17 protein-coding genes and 1 tRNA gene are annotated in these 21327 nt (G+C 37.5%); 16 read left to right on the forward strand and 2 right to left on the reverse strand.

The genetic code is table 11. From position 1 onward, the window contains the following. Window positions 1-6 precede the first annotated feature (6 nt). The 16 genes from AC3E7H_RS00565 (at window position 7) to AC3E7H_RS00640 (ending at window position 19080) form a co-directional block, all read left to right on the forward strand. The gene (locus AC3E7H_RS00565) at window positions 7-2733 is read left to right on the forward strand and encodes a phage tail tip lysozyme (RefSeq protein ID WP_490675921.1); all 2727 of its coding nucleotides are present in this window, start codon (window positions 7-9) and stop codon (window positions 2731-2733) included. 12 nt (window positions 2734-2745) lie between these two features. Further along, window positions 2746-3426 (forward strand): hypothetical protein, encoded by a 681-nt coding sequence (locus AC3E7H_RS00570; RefSeq protein WP_490675922.1) that lies wholly within the window; start codon window positions 2746-2748, stop codon window positions 3424-3426. 10 nt (window positions 3427-3436) lie between these two features. After that, window positions 3437-3676: a hypothetical protein gene (locus AC3E7H_RS00575; protein WP_490675923.1), complete on the forward strand. Its 240-nt coding sequence runs from the start codon at window positions 3437-3439 to the stop codon at window positions 3674-3676. After that, window positions 3669-4577 (forward strand): hypothetical protein, encoded by a 909-nt coding sequence (locus AC3E7H_RS00580; RefSeq protein WP_490675924.1) that lies wholly within the window; start codon window positions 3669-3671, stop codon window positions 4575-4577. Before AC3E7H_RS00575 ends, AC3E7H_RS00580 begins: the two co-directional genes overlap by 8 nt. Window position 4578: 1 nt before the next feature. Beyond that, window positions 4579-5127: a DUF3801 domain-containing protein gene (locus AC3E7H_RS00585; RefSeq protein WP_049509430.1), complete on the forward strand. Its 549-nt coding sequence runs from the start codon at window positions 4579-4581 to the stop codon at window positions 5125-5127. Then, window positions 5124-6959 (forward strand): VirD4-like conjugal transfer protein, CD1115 family, encoded by a 1836-nt coding sequence (locus AC3E7H_RS00590; protein ID WP_490675925.1) that lies wholly within the window; start codon window positions 5124-5126, stop codon window positions 6957-6959. The genes AC3E7H_RS00585 and AC3E7H_RS00590 overlap by 4 nt, the downstream gene beginning before the upstream one ends. 12 nt (window positions 6960-6971) lie before the next feature. Continuing rightward, entirely contained in the window at window positions 6972-8321 is a 1350-nt protein-coding gene (locus AC3E7H_RS00595; RefSeq protein WP_490675926.1) for a hypothetical protein, read from the forward strand. Window positions 8322-8332: 11 nt separating this feature from the next. Further along, window positions 8333-12937 (forward strand): PBECR4 domain-containing protein, encoded by a 4605-nt coding sequence (locus AC3E7H_RS00600; protein ID WP_490675927.1) that lies wholly within the window; start codon window positions 8333-8335, stop codon window positions 12935-12937. A 48-nt stretch (window positions 12938-12985) separates the two neighbouring features. Further along, complete coding sequence (locus AC3E7H_RS00605) at window positions 12986-13294, forward strand: hypothetical protein (RefSeq protein WP_061418971.1); 309 nt, start codon at window positions 12986-12988, stop codon at window positions 13292-13294. 246 nt (window positions 13295-13540) lie between these two features. Further along, the gene (locus tag AC3E7H_RS00610; RefSeq protein WP_490675928.1) at window positions 13541-13882 is read left to right on the forward strand and encodes a plasmid mobilization protein; all 342 of its coding nucleotides are present in this window, start codon (window positions 13541-13543) and stop codon (window positions 13880-13882) included. Then, window positions 13873-15549, forward strand: a complete 1677-nt coding sequence (locus AC3E7H_RS00615) for a helical hairpin domain-containing protein (RefSeq protein WP_490675929.1) — start codon at window positions 13873-13875, stop codon at window positions 15547-15549. Before AC3E7H_RS00610 ends, AC3E7H_RS00615 begins: the two co-directional genes overlap by 10 nt. Before the next feature lie 90 nt (window positions 15550-15639). Beyond that, on the forward strand, window positions 15640-16446 hold the full coding sequence (locus AC3E7H_RS00620; RefSeq protein ID WP_033680408.1) for a ParA family protein: 807 nt from the start codon (window positions 15640-15642) through the stop codon (window positions 16444-16446). 52 nt (window positions 16447-16498) lie between these two features. Next, window positions 16499-16726, forward strand: a complete 228-nt coding sequence (locus AC3E7H_RS00625) for a hypothetical protein (protein WP_061418962.1) — start codon at window positions 16499-16501, stop codon at window positions 16724-16726. 144 nt (window positions 16727-16870) lie between these two features. Further along, entirely contained in the window at window positions 16871-18238 is a 1368-nt protein-coding gene (locus tag AC3E7H_RS00630; protein ID WP_490675930.1) for an ISLre2 family transposase, read from the forward strand. Between the two features lie 380 nt (window positions 18239-18618). After that, window positions 18619-18966 (forward strand): 50S ribosomal protein L19, encoded by a 348-nt coding sequence (gene rplS, locus AC3E7H_RS00635; RefSeq protein WP_001068670.1) that lies wholly within the window; start codon window positions 18619-18621, stop codon window positions 18964-18966. A 42-nt stretch (window positions 18967-19008) separates the two neighbouring features. After that, window positions 19009-19080, forward strand: a tRNA-Arg gene (locus AC3E7H_RS00640). Between the two features lie 59 nt (window positions 19081-19139). On the opposite strand, the gene yidA is transcribed toward AC3E7H_RS00640, so the two are convergent. Both yidA and AC3E7H_RS00650 read right to left on the reverse strand, forming a co-directional pair. After that, a complete protein-coding gene (yidA, locus tag AC3E7H_RS00645) occupies window positions 19140-19946 on the reverse strand; it encodes a sugar-phosphatase (RefSeq protein ID WP_075228546.1) in 807 nt (268 codons plus the stop codon). 12 nt (window positions 19947-19958) lie between these two features. After that, the gene (locus AC3E7H_RS00650; protein WP_490675931.1) at window positions 19959-21263 is read right to left on the reverse strand and encodes an HD domain-containing protein; all 1305 of its coding nucleotides are present in this window, start codon (window positions 21261-21263) and stop codon (window positions 19959-19961) included. Window positions 21264-21327: the final 64 nt, after the last annotated feature.

Raw genomic sequence — 21327 nt, forward strand, 5'->3', positions numbered from 1 at the left:
CTCACTATGGATCAGGAGAAAGGCAGACCAAAAACAATCGGTCATAAGATAGATCAGAAGCTGGAAACAGTCCGGAAGAATTACCGCACTGTTCAACAAGATAGTGCTCTGCGAATGAAAGAGCTAAAGTCACAATCACGTTCTACGAATCGCATAGTTAAGAATAGTCATAAACAATTTAGAGCTTCAAGAGCCAAGGTCAAAAAAATCCAAAAAGAGTATAAGAATATCCAGAAACAGGGAAGAGAGCTTCGGAAAGAAGGGAAGGCCCTTCGTCCAGAAGATATCAAGAAGCAGGCTTTTCTTAAACAGGAATTGGATAAAGCAAAGCTAGAGAAAAAAGTTTCTAAAAAAACCTATAAAGTTGCTCAAGAGGCTAACGGTGGATCACGGAAGAAGAAGTTTCTTCGTGCGGCCAAACAATCTGTAGAACGAGTTGCTAATCAACAGGCTAGTTCTACGGCTCATCAGGATGATACCCTTTCAGATATAGCACGAACTAAGAATCAGTATCAAGATATACAGATTCAAGGAAGACGTATTAAAACGATTGGGAAGTATAGCGGTAAGCTTGGCCAAGGAGTAGTTAAATCAAGCTATGGTCTAGGAAATAGATTCTACAATAAGGCTAAAGGGAGAGGCTTCACTCGAACCCCAAGAGAATTTTCTTGGGAAGGGAAGTTATCTCGACAGATACAGGCTTATAGAAAACGCTTAGCTGCATCTAAGACAGGGAAGGCTGCTAAGAAGGCTAGAAAGGTCTATCGTTTTGGATCTAAACCGATTAAAGCTATTATCAAAAATCCGTTGGGTTTTAAGGCTTATCTGATTGCTTTTGGTCTGCTTTTGTTTCTGGCAATACTTGGTATTGGTAGTTCAGGAATTACCCGTCAAGATGAGTTTGATATGAATGATACCTGGTTGTATCTTTCAAAATTGGATCGTGAAAAATCTAATGATAAGGTAGATTATTGGACAAAAATTGATGATCCGATTTTGTACTTGAATTATAAGTATGATGATATTTCAGATAAACTTCGTATAGACGGGAACAAATATTTTTCGCAAAATAATCGAGGGAAGCTATACTTAGATACCTTATGGAAGAATTTGAATGGGGATAAAGATAATCTTAAAACAATGGAAGATCTTTATACTAAAAATGATCTCTACAAGTTGAGTGAGGATGAGTTAGAAGAGTATAAAGAACTCTTAGAAATTGCTCGAGATAGCGGAAAATATATGTTGCTACAAGAGCTAGATAATCCATTTTATACGGAAGATCAGCCTGAATCAGAAGCTCCCCTTCAGATTATTGAGCGTTTTGGTTATAAAACTACGAAGGAAATCTTTAATGGTTCTGTTTTGCAAGCCACAGGTGGGCAAACTCTATTAGCAGTTCTAGATGGGAAAGTTGAAGTAAATGGTAATGATCTAGAAATCAGTGATGAGAATTCCAAGTTTCTGTATAAGAACGTAGATACGATTCGTTACAAAACAGGAGATCATGTCAAATCTGGAGATATCATTGGAAAGGTGGCATCTGAAGGAAATCAAACGGTCTATTATCAAAAACTAGAACCTGATCGCTCAAATAAGAAAGACAAAGATGGGAATATTGAAAAGAGTTGGACTTATGTCAATGTCGGTTTTTACTTCCAGCGTGTAGAGTACACACAAGCAACGTCGGTTGTGAGCAGTATTGAAACATCTGGAGAGAAAGGAAAACGTGCGAGAGCTTTTGCAGATGCAATCAAAAAAAATATACCAGAAGCAACAGATGAAGGCATTGCAGCCGTTTTGGGTGGATTTGATATTGAGAGTTCCATCACTTTTAAACGTTATGAGACAGACTTTCTAACCAATAATCAGTTTGATAAAGTTGCTAAAGAGCCAACTGCAGAAAATCTAGTTGGTAACTGGGATGCTTTCCAGGCTATGTATCCGAATCTACGTTTAAATAAAGGAGGATACATGGTCAATGGTTTACACTATATCGGAATTGGGATTGGTCAATTTACTGGCCCCCGTGCTCTTGCATTGTGGAATTTTGCAAAAGATATGAATGGAGATATTTGGTCTGCGGAAGTTCAAACTAAATTCCTATTAGAAGCAGATGATCCACTTAGACGAGAAGCTTTTAAAAGAATTGTAACCTCAACAGGTTCCGTAGAGGCTCTTGCGGAGGACTTCTTGAATTCTTGGTTGGGAGTACCAGGTAATAAGCTTCTAGAGCGACAAACTGCAGCTCGTCAATGGCTAAATTTCTTAAAAAATAAAGGAGGAGGTTCGACAGGAGTTTCGAGCCAACAAGTTCCAGCGGAGTATAAAGACAAACTTCCGTATGGACTCCCTACCGATCAAGCAATTCTAGAGGGTCAAGGTTATCCAGGTAATGCCTATGCACTAGGAAATTGCACCTGGTATGTCTATAACCGTTTTGCTCAGATTGGAACAGGAATTTATCCGTATTTAGGAAATGCCAATCAATGGGTTGATAGTGGTCAAGCTCAAGGATATGAAATTTCAACAACTCCTAAACCAGGTTCTGCAGTTGTATTCATGAATGGTGTAGCTGGAGCATCACCAATCTATGGTCACGTTGGATTCTGTGAGTACGTCAATAGTGATGGTAGCTTCTTAATGTCAGAAATGAACTTTGCTGGTTTATACCTAACGACCTGGCGAACCTTGACACCACAATCAGGCATCTATTTTGTTACCCCTAAATAAGAAAGGAAAAGAATGTATAATCAAAAGTTAATCAAAATGGTAAAGGGACTCCTTATCGGAGTCGCTGCCGTTTTATGTATTATCCTGGGCTATTCTATTGCTCAAGTACAACAGAATTTGAGACAGAATAGTCAAGTTCAGGAAGAGGCAAAACAGAAACCAGAAGAGAAACAACAGGAACAACTATCTCTTACTGAACAGCAAGTCGAGGACTTTCTAATTGCTTACTATACCAAAAAGGATTTAGAAGAGAATCGTCCACGCTATAAGCCTTTTATGACTGATTCTATGTATCAGGAAACCATTCAAGAAGAACAAAAGCCAGTTAACCAGACCTATAAGGGGTATGTGGTTGACCAATCTTATGAATCAGGCTCTATCTACATTGATAAAACACATAAAGTTGCGTTGGCTCAGATTCAATATTCTAGCACAACCTTAGCAGAAAAAGATAATCGAGATTCTAAGGGGCTTACAGGTATTACTAAGGCTACAATTCGATTGACCTATGTAGAACAATCAGGGAAACTATTAATCAATAAAATTGAACCTATCGTCTTGACTGAAGCAAAGGGTCAAAGTATAGGCACCTATTCAGATACTATCAGTTCAAGCTCGACTCCAGTTTCCTCTTCATCAACCACCACACCTACATCCTCTGAACAAACAATCGCAACCAGTAGTAACCAATAAGGAGAATTGAATGAATAAAAAAATAGTACAACTTGAAGGTAAGCTTGAGAAAGTCAGGAAAGAGAAGGAAAAGGCGCAACAACAAAAAGAAGCAGCAGATGAAAAAATCAAGAATTACATAAATCAAGAAAAAGATTTGGAAGCGCAGCTTTTTGTGGCACTATCAGAAGAAAGTGGCTTATCCTACCAGGAAATGAAGGAACTCATTCTTCCAGCACAATCAAGTAACCAAGGAGTGAACCATGTATAAAATTATCAATCAACTGACTAATCAAGAGGAAACATTTGAGCACCGAGATGAGTTGTTATCAAGGCTAGAAATCATCAATGAGCGAATGAAGAGTAATAAAGTAAACGGAATCTATCGACTTTATTCACTCACTTCTGAAGGTGAAATCCTACAAGAAGAGAGGCTTGAAATACCTTTTGTTGGAATCATTGATCAGTTGCTGGAGAATTTTGGTACGAGTGTTGGGAAGAAAAAGAAAGGTTTTCTTCATTTTTTAGCAAAACATAAAGAAAAGAAGTCCTCACAAGGCATACCAGAGCCCCAACCCCAACCCGAGTTCCAACCAGAACCAGAACCAGATCCTGAACTAGAAGATCTAACGGTAAAGACAGAGGCGAATATGGCTCGTCAAAGAATTGCTGAGCTAGTTTCTCAGAAGCCTAAAGATGAGGTTAGAGAGGAAGTGCCTTTGGAAGATAAAATTACCTATTCTTCTAGTGCATGGACTACAGATCATTTCAGTAGATTAGATGAAAATGAGGAAGAACGAGTAGAACCTTCACAAGATGAAAATACACAGGATGCAGCTACAGAAGAAGTAGCACCAGTTGTTGCTACATTTAGTCAGAAAGAGAATAAAACGCTTCCTAATCAAAAGGCTGAATCTTCCGTCTCTCTTTCTCATGCAGCTATAGTAAATGTGCCTTCAGAGGTTATTGATAGCTTTGAGGCTCAGACGGTTACTTATAAGCAATCTATTAAAAATAAAATCAAATCTAACGAAGATTTTATCAAGGAAGCAAATGCGGAAATTGCTCAGTGCCAAAATAGGATCGATGAGTTGCAACAACAGATTCTTGCGAAAGACTCTCAAGCTACTCAATTGAAGGATCTTTATTTCAAAATTGAAGAGGTGAGCTAAAATGGAACAAGAACAAGTTGTAGCCCAGTTAGGACGGGCAACTCTTGTGACAGGAGAAGTAATCTTAAAAGGACTCTTCCTGGTGAGCTCTAAAGCAGTTGAAATGTATCAAGCCAGAGGAGAGAATGTAGTCTTTACTGGTGATACAGACTGGAATAAATTCATGGCAACAGCAGATGCAAAAGAAGTCCAGCAATTACTACATAATGAAGTCAATCTCGAGGCAGTTCGAAAAGAACTGGGCCAATACGGGATTGGCTTTTCTTTTTATACTCATCCAGATGGAAAGACAACCCTTGCTTTTAATGCAAAAGATAAAGGTGTTGTTGAACAAGCCTTTAAGGATGTCCTAGAAGGCATCACAAGAGATCCTAAAGGATTCAATGAGCGAAACCTTAAAAATGGAAAAACAACTTCTTTTGAGGAGAAATTGCAACATTTCAAAGCTGTGGAACAAGAGAAAATTAACTCTCTCCAGGTAAACATTCATACGAAGGAGTTTGTTCTTCCGGAAAATATCGAACCACAGATTGGAGGGAAAATGAAGTGATTACAGAAAAGAAGAAACGGAGACTTAGACCATATTTGTTGTTAGGATTAGGCCTATTTTATCTCTTTCATTGGCTTTTTAAACTGTGGCTGTTAGCACCAGATACCGATTCAGTAACGGATGTATTTGGTCTTGAAAAGCTTAACTGGATGAGCGACCATCTGGGCGATAAATCTTGGTTTGATTTTCAATTCACACCAACTTCTTTATTGATTGGTATGAGTGGATTTCTGATTGCTTTTTTGCTGTATTTGAGAGTGACGGATACAGGTACGTACAGGTATGGGGAGGAACACGGATCAGCTCGCTTTGCAACTAAAGAAGAGTTGATGAGATTCAGAGATGAAGAACCTGAAAAGAATATGATTTTCACTCAAAATAGCCAGATGGGGCTATTTAATAACCGATTGAGCTTTGAAAATCAGATCAATAAGAATATTTTGGTGTATGGTGGTACAGGAGATTCAAAGACTCGTAGTGCTGTAAAACCAAATATTTTACAAGGCAATTCTAGTTTTGTGACCACAGATACCAAAGGGATTTTGATTCATGAAACAGGGAAGTCACTTGTAGAAAAAGGCTATAAGATGAAGATTTTTGATCTGATTACATTTTTGAATTCAGATGGCTTCAACGTTTTTAAATATATTCATAATGAAATGGATATAGACCGGGTAGCTGAAGCAATCACGGAATCTCTAAATAAAAATGGTCATGAGGGTGATCCTTTTTGGCCGGCAGCCAATAAACTCCTGATGCGTTCTCTAATTGGGTATCTCTATTTTGATGGCCAGCTTGATCACTATCTGCCTAATTTAGGGCAGGTTACAGATATGATTCGAGAATTGAGACGGAATCATCCAGAAGCGGAGAGTCCGGTTGAATTGATGTTTGAAGACCTGGAAAGAAGAAGCCCAGGGAATTATGCTAGTAGACAGTGGGATTTATTCAATAAAAACTTTGATGGACAAACACGTGCTTCTGTCTACGCTATTTTTGCGACTACATTCTCAGTATTTGATCATGAGCAACTAAGAAAGATTATTGAAAAGGATACACTCGAGATTGAAAAATGGAATATTGAGAAAACAGCAGTTTTTATTCATATTCCAGAAGTGGATCCAGCTTACCAGTTCTTATCTGCCCTTCTTTTTAGTACCATTTTTGATGTGCTAATAAAAACTGCCGATGCAGTTATATTAGGTGAGCATCCAACAAAGACCAAGGAAGACTTATTGCATCTACAGGTGTGGGCGGATGAGTTTGGTCAGATTGGGAAGATTCCTAATTTACCACCAATTATCTCAGTTATTCGTTCTCGAGAGATTTCTATCAAGATGATGGTACAATCTCAAAGTCAGATTGAAGTGTTATATGGTAAAGAAAATACGAAGACGATTATCAATAACTGTGGTGCTATTCTTTATTTAGGATCCAATGACTTAGACACGCTTAAGTACCTATCTGAGCGATCAGGGAAGCAAACTTTGAATGATCAGAATTATAGTGAGAGCAGAGGAAGAAATGCCAGCAGCTCTAAGCAGAACTCTAAAATTGGACGAGAACTGTTGACACCGCATGAGGTGGCCACGATTGGAACAACAGAAGCCCTACTCTTCCTATCCAAACAAAATGTCTTTCGAGATCATAAATTTAACCTGGATACGCATCCAAGAGCCAATCTCCTAAGTAATGGCCCAAACGATGACAATTGGTATCGGTATAAGCGCTATCTGAGTGATATTGATGAGTGGAAAGACCAGGTTGGGGAAGAAAATGTTATTCATATTGGGATTAAGGAAGTTGAGGAAGTTCCTCTCAGAGTGAGTTAGAAAGGATAAAGAATGAATACATTACCACAAAAACAATTTAAACGAATGAAGCGTGAAGTTGAGGAAGAAACTGCTCGAGGGATTGGTTATTTTGAAGGGATTTTAGAACATATCCCTTCTTACCCTCTGTCTGAAGCAGTAAAAGAGTTAGCTTTAGCTGGCTGGATTACTCCTCATACAGATGTCATCGATGTCCAGAATATGATTGTTACTGAATCTATAAAATGGATGAATTATCAAGATTTCAAAGAAGTTGCCCCCTACTTATTTTCATATCCTCGAGAGCAACGAGAGAAAGATATATTGGTTCGACCAGTGAAGATTTCCAGAGAGTACTTTGAGGAATTAAAGGCCAATGCAGAAGAATTATTTCACTTGAAACAAGACTTGCTTCAGGTTAATAATCAATTAGATGCTAAGATCCAGGAATTGGAGATGGATCAGCTACCAAATGGCGATCAGGTCATTGGAGTTGATCTGGAAGCTGAGGAGGTATTGTTACTACGAACTCCAGAAAATGCTCAGATTGAGGAGTGGGAGGTTCGTAAAGATGGCTTAATTACTGATTATCGTTCTAATCTTTCAGAATCAGCTCAAATTGTGGATTCTTTGTTTGAAATGAAAGATCCAAAGGTTGATACCATTCTTTTCGAAGAAGTAATCAACTATTCTAAGAGAACTTGGCCAGATTCGGAGCCAATACAACTTCCAGAAAGCATCAAGGAATTGTTGAATCAAGAAGCTAAGCTAGACCCTTCATATTACCAAATAGCGAGGTTTGAATCATTAAGACAAGCCTATATTTATGGGATGATTTCACCTAGCTTTCAAGAACAATTCTCTCAGTATTCAGATTTCGTTAGGAACTATGTAGAAGATAGAGAACAATATGAATTTTTTGACTATCGTACAGTAGCGGTCTCTCTAGCTCAGGAAATCTTAGTCCCTCGTTTAGACGATATTAATCAGATTATAAGCACTAACAATCAGGAGTTAATCATTCAAGAGGTCACTGGATATTCTCAGGGTGAAAGCTGGGAACTAGCTTATTTACGGGATACAAAGACGGAAGATAGAGAATCCGTTCGGTTCTATCTTGAAAGTGAGATTGGAGCTTGGTATAAGGGAAGTTTGACAGAGTTGGCTGTTATCCGATTTGATGATATTGATCTAGAGAAAGGATTTAATGGTCATCAGGAAGCCGTCTATCATATCGACGAGAACTGGTTAGTTCATGATAAGCTAGAACAAGCCCAACTCTATTTTCCTGATTTAAACCGTTTTGTAGTAGCCGAAGAACTTGAGAAAGAACATACACAAGATATAGTAGCAGAAAAAGAAGTGCCAGAATTTTCATTGTAGGGAGGTAACAGATGGCATTAAGCAAAGAGGAAGCCAAAAGATTATCTATTATTTCTGTTGCAGAGCAACTAGGCATAGAGTTAAAGCGTACAGGAAGCTATAGTTATACCTGGACAGAGCACGATTCATTTGTAATCGATGCAAGAAAAAATGAATTTCACTGGAATTCAAGAACTGAATTTGGAGATGTCATTCAGTTAGTTCAAACTATACGAGGTGTTTCTTACAAGGAGGCGATGCATTTTTTAGAAACTGGAGAATTTAAACAAGTTAATTCAGAAGCTCAGATGGCTCTAAAAGAGCCATTTCACTATAATTTGGAAAGATATGAGAATAAGGATTTTAGCGCCTCTAGAAGCTATTTAAAGGCACAGAGAGGCCTTTCAGATGATACGATTAATTTCTTTATTAGCCAGGGGAGTATGGCTGAGGCAACCCGAAAAAAAGGAGACTATTTTGAGCCTGTGATTGTCTTTAAATATAAAGACAACACGGGCTTTTTAGCTGGCGCTAGTCTCCAGGGGATAGTAGAGAATCGAGTGCACTATCCAGAACGTGGTCGCTTAAAACAAATTATGAGAAATTCAGACGGACAATTAGGATTTTTAATTGATATTGGCACCCCTAAACGTTTGGTATTTGCAGAAGCTCCAATCGATCTCATGAGCTACTATGAGCTTCATAAGGATACGCTTCAGGATGTCCGCTTAGTAGCTATGGATGGGATCAAAGATGGTATCATTAGTCGAAGATTTATGGAATTATATGCCGAGATGAACGGTAGATCCTATCAAGTGGATCAAAATGCTGGAAAAGCCCTTGAAACTGTCGCTAGAACAACGAATTATTTTAAAGATGGTCAGAATCAAGATATGATTACCTTGGCTGTAGATAATGATGCTGCAGGGCAGAATTTTATCACTCGATTGCAGGAGAAGGGGATTCCAGTCCAGATTGCGATTCCGCCTATCGTTCAGCTTAACCAGGAAAAGGAAGATTGGAATGATTTCCTGAAGAGGGGGAATGAAGCTCCTACGGAGCTGGCGCACGTTTACACAGCAGATGAAAAGTCCTGGCATTACCAGGGCTTTTTTGAGAAGGAAATAGCTCTTACAAAAGCGCAAGAGCTAACTGCAGATGATGTAAAAGCTTTTGTGTCAGATAGGCAATTGACAAGGGAAGAAGTCCGTCAAGAATATCAAACAATTATTAATCAAGAGAGAGGAAGAGAAAATACTATGTCAGAATTGTATGGGAATAGTAGTGATCATGAAGATGATTTAGTAAACAGTCATAAACAAGCTGATAGAGTCCTTATTCAACCGGAAACACAAACTATAATTGATTCTGGAGAGGTCAAACAATGGGCTAAACATCCAAATATCTACTTTGTAAAAGGGCTACGTTTTGTAGCTCTAGAACTGACAGAAGAAGGAAAATTTGAACAATCATCTCAATATCTCCCTAAAACGGAGGAGGAAAAAGAGGTGGTAAACAAGTTACTGTCTAAACAAAAAGATCAAGGTGAACTAGTCCTAGAAGATGATCAGAGTTCTGAATTGAACATAGATACTAGTAATTTATCCCCAGAAGATGCAGAATGGCTGAAGAAGAACTGGCATAATATTAGCTTTTCAGTGGAACCTAAAAAACAGATGGTCATTGATGGAGATAAAACGGTAATTTTTAAAAAGCCTTCCGCTCCTGGTGGAGATGCTTATGGAGCGCTGGAAGAAAATCAGAGCACAGAAAAAGCTCCTGAGAGTTCTCAGGAGCAAATGAATGATAGGACCAGTGGCGGCACGGGTTCTTTACAGCCTAAAGCTGAAGGCAGTACCTCACCTGTACTTGAAACAAGTACCTTTGAGCAAACTGTTACCAGTCACCCGACATCATCCTATCCTTACTTACAGTTTAGCACAAATTATGATAAAGTGCAACGGAGAATAGCGAATTATCATCCGATTACACCAGCGGATTTAAGACGCTTAAATCAATATGCGCCGTCTATCCAAAGTACAGCGTTCTGGTATTTAAATGAAGTGGCTGATAGTAAGATCAGCTTCGTTTATACGGATCATGGAGAGGAGAATGTACTTCAGGTGAATTTTCAAAAGGATAATTTTATCCATCTTTCAGGGATCAGACCTTTTGAAGAGGGAAAGGGAGCGGCAGATTTCCTAGATGATATTGCAAATGGTCAGGGACATTATGACGGTATATTGATTAGTGACGCAATTAAGAATAAATTGCAGGTTCTTCCTATGTTACGGGATATTTTAGATCCACAATCTTTTGTTTTAGATGATTTGAGAAGTGTTGAAAAACTTCACAATCTCAATATGAGTGAAGCTATTAAGGCAAAAGATGAAGATTTCTTACTACTGTTTAAAGATATTGGAGATGAAAAAATTCCAGCATCTCTTATGAAACTCAAGGGAGAGCTTGCAACTAATGTTAAATCGTTGGATGAAAAGATCATTCTAGGTGTTTATAGAGAAAGAGAAGGACACATTGAGCAACTTTCAATCAATGAGGAATATATTCAAGATGGTGGCAAAAAAATATTATCTGTCTTAAAAAATAAGCAGTATGAAGAACTCTCAAAAGAAAGGACTACCTACAATGTTCGCCTCCAATGGGCAGAAAAGCATGATGGTGGGCCAATTTTACCTTTTAGCGAAACAGCGTTGATTGATTATCAGTCTTTTGCAAAAGAGTTATATAAGCAAAATAATATCTATTACGACAAACATCATACGAGTGTAAGTGATCAAATTAACCAGGTAGAAGGTGCTTCCTATACACCTATTACAAAGGTTCAATTTGCTTTATACAGTCCTGACGGTGAACTGATTCAGGATAGCATCCGTTACAATATTGGTGAGGAGATTAATCCAATCGCTCATAAAGAAAGACTTGGTACACGAGAAATGAGAGAGCATCCAGAGCTGATGAAGATAGATGGGACATTATTTAATCAGTATCATCTGGAGAGATTAGCGAGTGAACTAGATATTTCTCAGTTCAGTTACGCTTTGGAAGATACTCCTTATGCCGATCAACTTTTATCCCAAGTACCTTATGGAGTGTTAGAAAACAGCCCGATTGGTTTTTCGGATAGTAGTCATGATAGTCGTCTAGGATTTATTTCTTTTGATGGAATGGATAGTGTTGAGGTCGAAAATTTATCTGCTTGGTTTGAGAAGTTGGGAGTTAGAGATTCGCCTCAAGAACAAGTAGCTCTTGTAGAAAAATGGCAAAAAGAAATTAAAGATTTATCAGAAAAAGTTGAACAAACCATCGAAAACATTCGAGATGAATTTGAAAAAACACAAGTCAAGAATTTGCAGGAGACACTAGATAATCCATACGAAAAAATTTATCAGTATAACCGAAAAGATGAGAGGGATCGTGATTTGGATGGTGATGGTATTTCCAATTCTGATGAGATGTTGCAAGGAACAGATCCATACAATGCTGCTTCTAACCTTCATAAAAAGCAGGAAGATCGAGAAAGAAGGGCAGATGTTGAAGTGGCTGCAGGGGCTATTATTACCGAAGCAGTTGCTACTAAAAGTTCAGAACAAACCATTTCCCAGCTGGTCGCAAATAAAGATACAAAAGCATTAGCTGAACACTTGAAAGAGGGAATGAAGAACTATTTGGACTCAGAACAGTTTAGATCGTTCTTGGATACGATGAGTAAGTTTCACAATTACTCACTTAACAATATTCATTTGCTGAAGATGCAGAATCCCAATGTCTCCCATGTTGCAAGTTTTAATAAATGGAAAACGGATTTTGATAGAACAGTCAAAAAGGGTTCTAAGGCTCTGAAAATTTGGGTTCCGTATCAAGTGAAAACTAAAATTTCTGCTAATCAAAACGAGTTGAGTTTTTCTCCATCAGAGAATGAAATGGAAGAGAAGGAAGTCACAGTTACTCGATTCAAGTTAGGGAATGTCTTTGATGTTTCTCAAACAGAAGGAAAAGAATTACCAAAAGCAATTAATGAATTGACTGGTTCTGTCAAAGATTATGAAGATTTATATCGAGCAGCTAAAGCAGTTTCGATGGATAATCAGGTTTCTATCAATTTTGAAGAAATTAAAAGAGAGGGCGCAAATGGTTATTACTCTCCAAATGAAAATCGAATAGTCATTTCAAAGGGATTAAAGGGACAAGAACATATTCTAAAAACAATTTTTCATGAAATGGCTCACTCAGATTTACACAGAGGAACTAATGCACAATATGGGGACGACCAATATCGTAAGCAAGAATTACAAGCTGAAAGTGTAGCCTATGTCGTAGCTAATCATTTTGGTTTTGATACTAGTAGTTACAGTTTTGGATATTTAGCTATCTGGGCGAAGGATAAAAATGGGTTTGAAGATATGGTTGAACAACTGCAGATTGTTCAGAAGGAAGCAAAAAGTTTGATTGATCGGATGGATGCTAAGTTAGAACTGGTGAAAAATAAAACTGTAACGAAAGATAAGTTTGCAGATAAACTGAAACAGGCAAAAGAAAAATCTGAGCAGTTAGGTAGTCAAAAGGCGGAGGCTGTAATGCAGGTGGAAGAAAAAAAGTCCCTGAGCAACCCTCAATAATGGAGGTACTAACTCGTCGGAAGAAAAACAAAAAAGGAGAAACAGAAGATGATTGAAAATCTAAGACAAGAAACTTTTGATATTTTGATGGAGATATTTTTTGAGGATGAGGCTACAGATTCGCCAAAAGTGAATGAAGTTAACCAGCATATTTCACGCAAAGAATGTCTCTACATTCTTCGTAGAGATATGCGAATTAAAACAACCTATGAACTAGAAGAAGTAGAAATGTATCCAGTTGCACTGAAAGAAATCGAGGAAATGAATGACGAAAGATTTGAGCAACTTAGAGATGAAATCTTAAAAATGAAGTTGATTGATGGGATGGATTTTCTGTTGGAAACGTTAAAAGTTTAATCAAACTTTTCTCCTCGAAATAAATAAATTCCTGCTTGCAGGGATTAGGGGATTGGGGATTTCCCCAAAAATTTAAAAAGTCAAGAATAGTCAGGTGTAGTACCCTGACTATCTTTGACCTTTTTAAAAACAGCGTTTGGGTACCCAAGTGCTATGCTTGCCAGAAGAAAAGGGGCTTAGCCCCTCAGTCAAAAAATACTAGAATAAAGGTGATGATTTTTGGAAAAAATAGAAAAACGAAAACGAATGATTCAGAAAAAAATCCGCTTGACGGAGGAAGAAGCTCGGTTCATTTCAACTAAAGTTACAGAATCTGGAATGGCAAACTTTAATTCTTTTGCCCGAATCATGTTGATTATGGGTGAAGTCAAAATTTTAAAATTTGATGAATTAAAAGAATTGCGTCAGGCCATTCATCGAATAGGAGTTAATGTCAACCAGATTGCAAAAAAGGTAAACGAAGATGACCAGGTTAGTCTAAATGAGTTGAGTCAGATTCTTGAGTTGCAAAAAGATTTGAAAGAGACAGTCAATCAATTTATTCAAAAACAAGAAAATCAAACAAAGGAACAAGACAGATGGTTGTAACAAAAGTCCTGCAGATAAAAGGAGTGGCTTCTTTGGGGCGCTCTACAAAATACATCGAGGACGAAGCAAAAACAGTCGAGCTGACCGATATAAAAAGTTTGACCAACGCTTTACGTTATATTGAGAATCCCTCAAAAACAAGTTTACTAGAGAAAGATAAACAACTAGAATTTCCAGCAGTGGTCAAAGATGGCCGAGTGGTTAAGCAGCTCGTTTCTACTTATGGTATCACAGATGCCAGCACAGCGACGGAAGAATTTCTTTTAACAAAAAAGAATGCGGCTCAGCGAAGAGGAACAAAAGAATTATCCGATATTCAAAATCCGAATCGAGTTTTAGCACATCACATCATCCAATCATTTTCTCCTGAAGACGATTTGAGTCCGCAAGAAATTCATGAAATTGGTCGCAAAACGATTTTAGAATTGACTGGTGGTCAACATGAATTTGTCATTGCCACACACATGGATAAGGGGCACATTCATAATCACATCATTTTCAATTCTACTAATTCTGTAACCTTAAATAAATTTCGCTGGCAGAAAGGAACGAAAAAAAGTTTAGAGAATATTTCAGATAAGTATGCGGATTTGGCTGGAGCAAAAATTCTAAAAGAGCAATTATGGACTAATAGAAAATCTTATCATGCCTATCGCAAAAAAAATTCTTTTCGTTATGAGATCAAATCCCGTTTAGATTTCCTTTTAAAACATTCAACATCATTAGAAGATTTCAAAACGAAGGCCCTAGCATTAAATCTTGTAGTTGATACTTCAGGGAAGGAAATAAAGTATCGTCTGAGTGATCGAGATCAAACCAGAAATATTCGGGATCGCACTTTGTCAAAAAAAGGAAATTATTCTTTAGAGAAAATTTCTGAGAAAGTGGTTGCCAATGAGGTGACTTTTTCTGTCGATGAAATTAAATCCGAATATGAAAAAATGGTAGCAGAACGAGAAGATGATTTTGAAATGAGAATCACAGTTGAAGAATGGCAGGTGATGGAAGAAACAAAAAATGGAATCTATCTTGAAATGGAATTTGGGATTAGAAATAAGGGAACCATTCTTATTCCAGCTCATCAGATTGAAAAATCAGAAGATGGATCTTATGAAATTTTTATCAGAAAGAATGACTTCTACTATTTTGTTAATCCTGAACACGCTGATAAGAATCGGTATATGAAGGGAGAAACAGTCGCTTCTCAGTTGTCGTATGATAACGGAGAAATGATTGTCCGGAAAAATCCGAAAATCTCCAGTTTGGATCAGCTTGTTCGTGAATATAATTATCTATCTGCTCATGGAGTGACAGAAGGACAGCAATTTGATGAATTGTTAAATCGTTTTGAAGAGGAACTGGAAGAAGTAGATAACTTGCTTGATAAACTAGATCAACGCTTGGGTGAGCTTAATAAAATTCAGTCTGCATTTCTTGCATTGGAATCAAGCGATCCTCAGGAAGTGAAACTAGCTATTGCTATTATGAAAGACTTGAGAGTAGATCCTAGCACTCGCAAAGCTGAGATTGATAAACTTGTTAAAGAGGCAACTTTTGAGCGCCAGGCTTTGTATCAACGGGTAGAATCAATTACAAAAGATTATAAGCTACATCAAGACATTGAGAAAAATGTGGAGCAGCGTAAGGATAGAGAAACTTCATTGTAAAAAAATAATTATAAATATAATTATAAACATATTGACAAATATAATTATAATGGTATAATAGAAATATAGAAAAATGGATGGAGAAATAGAATGAAGATTATCACATTTGCCGCTATAAAAGGTGGTGTTGGGAAAACGACTTTAACTTTTAATTATGGGGAATGGTTGGCTAAGAAAGGTCATAAGGTTCTCTTTATAGACTTAGACCATCAGTGTAATTTGACTCAGTGTTATAATATTTATGAGAGCAAGAATACAATTGCTAATGCTTTTAAAGGTGGCGATGTGGATATTAAGCAAGTCAAGGAAAATATTAGTCTAATTCCTGGTTCAGTTCAGCTTGACACGGTGGAAAGAGATCTGGAGAACAGCGATAAGAAAAATATGTTACTTTATCTTTGGCTAGAAGATAACTACGAAAAGAAGAAGTTGGATCAATTCGACTATATCTTGATTGATTGTAGGCCAGATTTTGCGACAGCTACTAAAAATGCTGTTGCGGTCAGTCACGCTATTATTAGTCCCTTGACTCCTTCGGAGTTTGGTTATAATGCTAAATTCAATTTATCAACTCGGTTAGAAGCATTCAGAAAGGATGTGATCGACTATCGTACCAGAGAATCATACATTACTGCTGAGTTATATTTCTTAGCAAATATGATCCGACCAAACTATGGTTCATCAAGAGAATTACTGGAAGCCTTGGGACTTGAAGCAAAAGAAAAGGGAACAGATAACCTTCTAGGGATTGTACCAGCAAAAGAGTTGTTCAATCATTCCACGATTGATAAAATCTCTATTGCAGATATGGAGGAAAATCCAGAGCTTTATCAAAAACACAAAAAGTTTTTCACTGAGCTGGAGCAGACTTTTTCAAAAATTTATGATACAATATAATTATATTTATAAACACAAATACAATTATAAATATAATTAGAAGGAGATTGTTATGGCATTCACACCAAAAGAAAAAGAGATTTCACAGATTATCGAAGCAACTCATCAACCTGAGCAGATTTCAGATGTAGCCAACTTTGAAAGCTTTGAACGCAAAAAGCAATTCCAGTTTACTTTGAAACCAAGCAATCGCCAAAAATTAGATAAAATTGCTAAAGCAGCCGGCGCAAAATCTGCATCAGATTACCTTGATAAACTTATCGAAAGTTTATCGATATAATTATAAATATAATTATAGTTATGATCAAAAAACCTTCCCAATAATAAGGGAAGGCTTTTATCTTTGCTGACAAAAAATATTTGAACTCCTGAACTAAAATCTCTATACTTTTTTATTATGATTTTAGTTGGGAGTGTTTTTATTTTGGATACAAAAATTATTGATGAAAGAGAATTTGTAGAGAAATTTAAAGATAAAAATTTACAAGAATTTCATAAATTTGTAAGTGACTATGACAACTATATCGCACCCACAATGAGAGCTAGAGGGTACAAATTTGTAAACTATGCTGAGAGAACCGTTACTTTTACGTTTGGCCAGGTAACTTTTTCAAGAAGGCGCTGGTATAAGAATGGAAAATGTAGAATTCCAGTAGATGAGAAGTTAGGTCTAGAGAAACGTATTGCCTATTCCAAAGAATTGCTATATCAGATCACTAAACTAGCTACAATGTTACCATATCGGAAAGTAGTGGAAGTCATTGAACTAATGTACCAGGTTTATATCACTAAAGACACGGTGTTAAAAGCAATAAAGCTAGCAAGTCAGTTGTTAAATGAGAAAGAAGATTATCGATTCTATAGCGATGAAGTACCTGTCAAAAAAATTGAGGCTCCTGTTATTTATCTTGAAGGAGATGGTGTCTGGATAAAGGTCAGTGGACGTGAAAAGGAACAACAGAATAAAGAGTTATCTCATTTTGTCATCCATACCGGAACGGAGGTGTACGGAAAGAGGAAAATTTTAAAAAATAAGGTCGAAATTGTGTCATCCAGTAATCGAACAGCAAGAAAAAGAGTAGTAGATTATATTTATAATCATTTTAAAATTACGTCAGATACTCTACTTGTGACAAATTCAGATATGGGTCACGGATATACTACACATTTATTTAAGGAAATATCACACGATCTAGGGATAAAGCATCATCAACATTTTTGGGATCGATACCATCTAAACAAAGAAATAAAAAAGTTGGTCAAACCGTATTCTGTAGAGCTACTAGAGCAATTTATGAAAGCCATAGATAGCCATTGCAAGAAGACACTGAACACAGCTATTGATACACTAGAATCACTCGTCCTACTTAATCAGAACGAAAAGAAGATTGATAATTTTAAGGTTTTTAAGAATAGAATCCTTGGAAATTTTAAATATACGCAACCTCCTGAACAGAGGAACCTAGATACAGCAAGTTTAGGAATTATGGAAAGTCAGCATCGTAAAATCAGTTATCGGATGAAAAATAGAGGAATGTATTGGTCATTAAATCATGCAGATGCTATGTCCCATCTTATTTTGTTGTCTTACAATCAAGAACTCCGAGATTTATTTTTTGGTAATTGGAGAAATGAATATGAAAAATACCACTCAGAAGGAATGAGTAGTGCAAAAGTACGCAAAAAGATCGATCAAGCTCCAAGAAGTTTAGGGACGATTGTAAATGCTTCTTGGAAGGGCCGAAAACAGAGAGATAAACAACGATTTGCAGGCAAAAAAATCAATAAATAAAATGTCATAAACTCAGTAAACTCTTGACTTATAGTAATAAAAATTGTATAATAATCTTATCAATAAAAAAAGAGGCACGCAGCAACGTACCTCTCATAAAGATAAACAATTGGGTCTTGTTTATCAGTAAGATTAATACTATCAGAAATTTTAGTAGATGTCAAGGCTGAGCAAGTAAAATTGTTTAGCCTTGTTTTTACATTTCCGTTTTTGATGTATTTTTTTACTACCTCAAAACTCTAGACACAAACTTTTACTGTAAATTTCTTTACTTTTTCTAGGAAATTTGGTAAACTGTATCTTGTGTGTAATGGACGCACAAAAATACAGTTTATCCGCTGAGGAAGTTTCCTCAAGATTGACAAAGATAGGAGAATAAAATGAATCCATTAATCCAAAGCTTGACAGAAGGTCAACTTCGTACTGATATCCCATCATTCCGTCCTGGTGACACTGTTCGTGTACACGCGAAAGTTGTCGAAGGTAACCGTGAACGTGTTCAGATCTTTGAAGGTGTCGTTATTGCACGTAAAGGTGCTGGCATCTCAGAAAACTACACAGTTCGTAAAATCTCTAACGGTGTAGGTGTTGAACGTATCTTCCCAATCCACACTCCACGTGTTGAAAAAATCGAAGTTGTTCGTTACGGTAAAGTACGTCGTGCGAAATTGTACTATTTGCGTGCTCTTCAAGGTAAAGCAGCTCGTATCAAAGAAATCCGTCGTTAATTCGACCAAAAAACTCTGCTCATTCGGCAGAGTTTTTCTCTAGCTCCCTTAGTTCAATGGATATAACAACTCCCTCCTAAGGAGTAGTTGCAGGTTCGATTCCTGCAGGGGGCAGTAATCAGACATCAAAAACCGCTCAGCAGAGCGGTTTTTGTCTATTCTGTCTATTCTTTCTACAACACCCAAGTTCGAATGGCATGAGCAACGCCAGATTCGTCATTAGATTTGGTGATGTATTTGGCGATTTTTTTGAGTTCTGGGTTTCCGTTTTCCATAACAACTGGGTTACCTACGACTTCGAGCATGGCACGGTCATTTTCTTCGTCTCCGATAGCCATGGTTTCATCTTTGGTCAATCCTAGTTTCTCAGCCAAGTGAGTAATAGCTGACCCCTTGTCTACATTCTTTTTAAGGAGCTCAAGGTAGAAAGGAGCAGATTTGTTGATGGAGTAGCGCTCATAAAATTCTGCAGGAATATTTTCAATAGCGGCATCCAGAATTTCAGGCTCATCGATAAACATACATTTGACGATTTCCTTATCAGACATTTCTTCAGGTGTACGATAGAAGATTGGCATGCTGACAAGGGTTGATTCGTGAACGGTATATTTTCCGATATTGCGATTAGCAGTATAGATGCCGTCCTTGGTAATAGCGTGCATATGGACACCGAGCTTGCGACTGAGAAATTCCATATCTAGATAATCTTCATAAGTCAAGGATTCGCTGATAATTTCATGTCCTGTAGCAGTTTCTTGAACAAGGGCACCGTTGAAGGTCACTACATAGTCACCTTCATCTCTTAATTTCAAGTCATCTAGAAGTTTGGCAACTCCTGCGATAGGACGTCCAGTTGCAATCATAACTTTGACACCAGCTTTTTTGGCATCTTGAATAGCGGCAAATACTTCAGGAGTGATTTCCTTCTTACTGTTGACAAGGGTTCCGTCGATATCGACAGCGATTAGTTTAATACTCATAAATTTCCTCTTTTAGCTTTTATTTGGTGTAAAATGATCATTTTCAATCAAGTGTAAAAATTGCTGGGTAATGCTTGCGAAGATGCTGTTTTGGTCTAACATTTCTTTCGGAAAATAAAAACGATTATCTCCGTGGCGACTGCCAGCAAGGGATTGAACGATAGGAGACAGGCTAGAGAGTTCTGCTAGTTCTCCATTTTTTTGTATAATCTCAATCTGCGTTCGTGGATTTTCAGATTCAGGACGATAGATATCATAAGGAAGGTCAAAGTTCTTATGAATAGCTGTGTAGTAGTCTGGATCAAAGCCGATATCTTCAACCAGTTTTCTCATAGATGCAAGCTGTTCTTGATCTTCTTGTGAAAAGGTAATGGATTTAAAGACCTTGCGATTGACAAAACGTTGTGACAGGTCTGCTAGTATCTTGTCAGGACTAGTCATCCAGAGCTGGAAATAGGTATTCATCACACCATCATCCAGAGCCAGATAGTCAGTCAAGGTCACATTCTTTTCGAAAAATGGCAGTAGATGCGGGGATGTCAGTGTAAAGAAGTCCTTATTATCTGGATAAAGTTCTTTAGCACGTTTCAAAAGATTCTGCAGAAGGACTTCCATAGCACGTGTAGCAGGATGGAAATAAACCTGCATATACATTTGATAGCGACTAAGAACATAGTCTTCGATGGCATGCATCCCGTTTCGTTGAAAGGCAATTCCGTTTTCGATAGGGCGAATAACTCGTAAGATACGTGTTAGGTCAAATTCCCCATAAGAAGCCCCTGTAAAATAGGAGTCACGTAAGAGATAGTCCATGCGATCTGCATCAATCTGACTGGAAATGAGTTGTACCACCTGCTTGTTAGGATAAGTATGGTCAATAACACTAGTTACCTTTTTGGGGAAATCTGGGGCTACCTGTAAGAGAACCTGATGAATTTCTGTCTCAGGGCTTTGGATAATTTCCTGCGTAATCGCCTCATGATCGGTATCAAAGAGATTTTCAAAAGTATGCGAATAGGCACCATGTCCTAGGTCATGAAGGAGGGCTGCAGTCATGGTTAGGAGGGACTCCGAAGGATCCCATTCTTTAGGATACTTTTCCTCAAAAATCTCGGTGATGCGTCGTGCAATCTCGTAAACACCCAGACAGTGAGAGAAACGACTATGTTCTCCACCATGAAAGGTATAACTGGATGTTCCGAGCTGCTTGATACGACGAAGCCGTTGAAATTCTTTGGTATTGATTAAGTCATAGATAATCTGATTATCAACATGGATATAATTGTGAACAGGGTCACGAAATACTTTTTCATTCATAAAACCATTATAGCAAAAAGCTACAGTTTTTGGTAAAATAGTAGGATAAGAGTGAAGAAAGAGG

The organism is Streptococcus sp. SCPM-O-B-15304 (M98) (assembly GCF_058200215.1).

Coding starts and splice junctions, on each gene's coding strand:
- AC3E7H_RS00565 (WP_490675921.1), top strand. CDS start 7: ATGGATCAGGAGAAAGGCAGACCAAAAACAATCGGTCATAAGATAGAT.
- AC3E7H_RS00570 (WP_490675922.1), top strand. CDS start 2,746: ATGTATAATCAAAAGTTAATCAAAATGGTAAAGGGACTCCTTATCGGA.
- AC3E7H_RS00575 (WP_490675923.1), top strand. CDS start 3,437: ATGAATAAAAAAATAGTACAACTTGAAGGTAAGCTTGAGAAAGTCAGG.
- AC3E7H_RS00580 (WP_490675924.1), top strand. CDS start 3,669: ATGTATAAAATTATCAATCAACTGACTAATCAAGAGGAAACATTTGAG.
- AC3E7H_RS00585 (WP_049509430.1), top strand. CDS start 4,579: ATGGAACAAGAACAAGTTGTAGCCCAGTTAGGACGGGCAACTCTTGTG.
- AC3E7H_RS00595 (WP_490675926.1), top strand. CDS start 6,972: ATGAATACATTACCACAAAAACAATTTAAACGAATGAAGCGTGAAGTT.
- AC3E7H_RS00600 (WP_490675927.1), top strand. CDS start 8,333: ATGGCATTAAGCAAAGAGGAAGCCAAAAGATTATCTATTATTTCTGTT.
- AC3E7H_RS00605 (WP_061418971.1), top strand. CDS start 12,986: ATGATTGAAAATCTAAGACAAGAAACTTTTGATATTTTGATGGAGATA.
- AC3E7H_RS00610 (WP_490675928.1), top strand. CDS start 13,541: ATGATTCAGAAAAAAATCCGCTTGACGGAGGAAGAAGCTCGGTTCATT.
- AC3E7H_RS00615 (WP_490675929.1), top strand. CDS start 13,873: ATGGTTGTAACAAAAGTCCTGCAGATAAAAGGAGTGGCTTCTTTGGGG.
- AC3E7H_RS00620 (WP_033680408.1), top strand. CDS start 15,640: ATGAAGATTATCACATTTGCCGCTATAAAAGGTGGTGTTGGGAAAACG.
- AC3E7H_RS00625 (WP_061418962.1), top strand. CDS start 16,499: ATGGCATTCACACCAAAAGAAAAAGAGATTTCACAGATTATCGAAGCA.
- rplS (WP_001068670.1), top strand. CDS start 18,619: ATGAATCCATTAATCCAAAGCTTGACAGAAGGTCAACTTCGTACTGAT.
- yidA (WP_075228546.1), bottom strand. CDS start 19,946: ATGAGTATTAAACTAATCGCTGTCGATATCGACGGAACCCTTGTCAAC.
- AC3E7H_RS00650 (WP_490675931.1), bottom strand. CDS start 21,263: ATGAATGAAAAAGTATTTCGTGACCCTGTTCACAATTATATCCATGTT.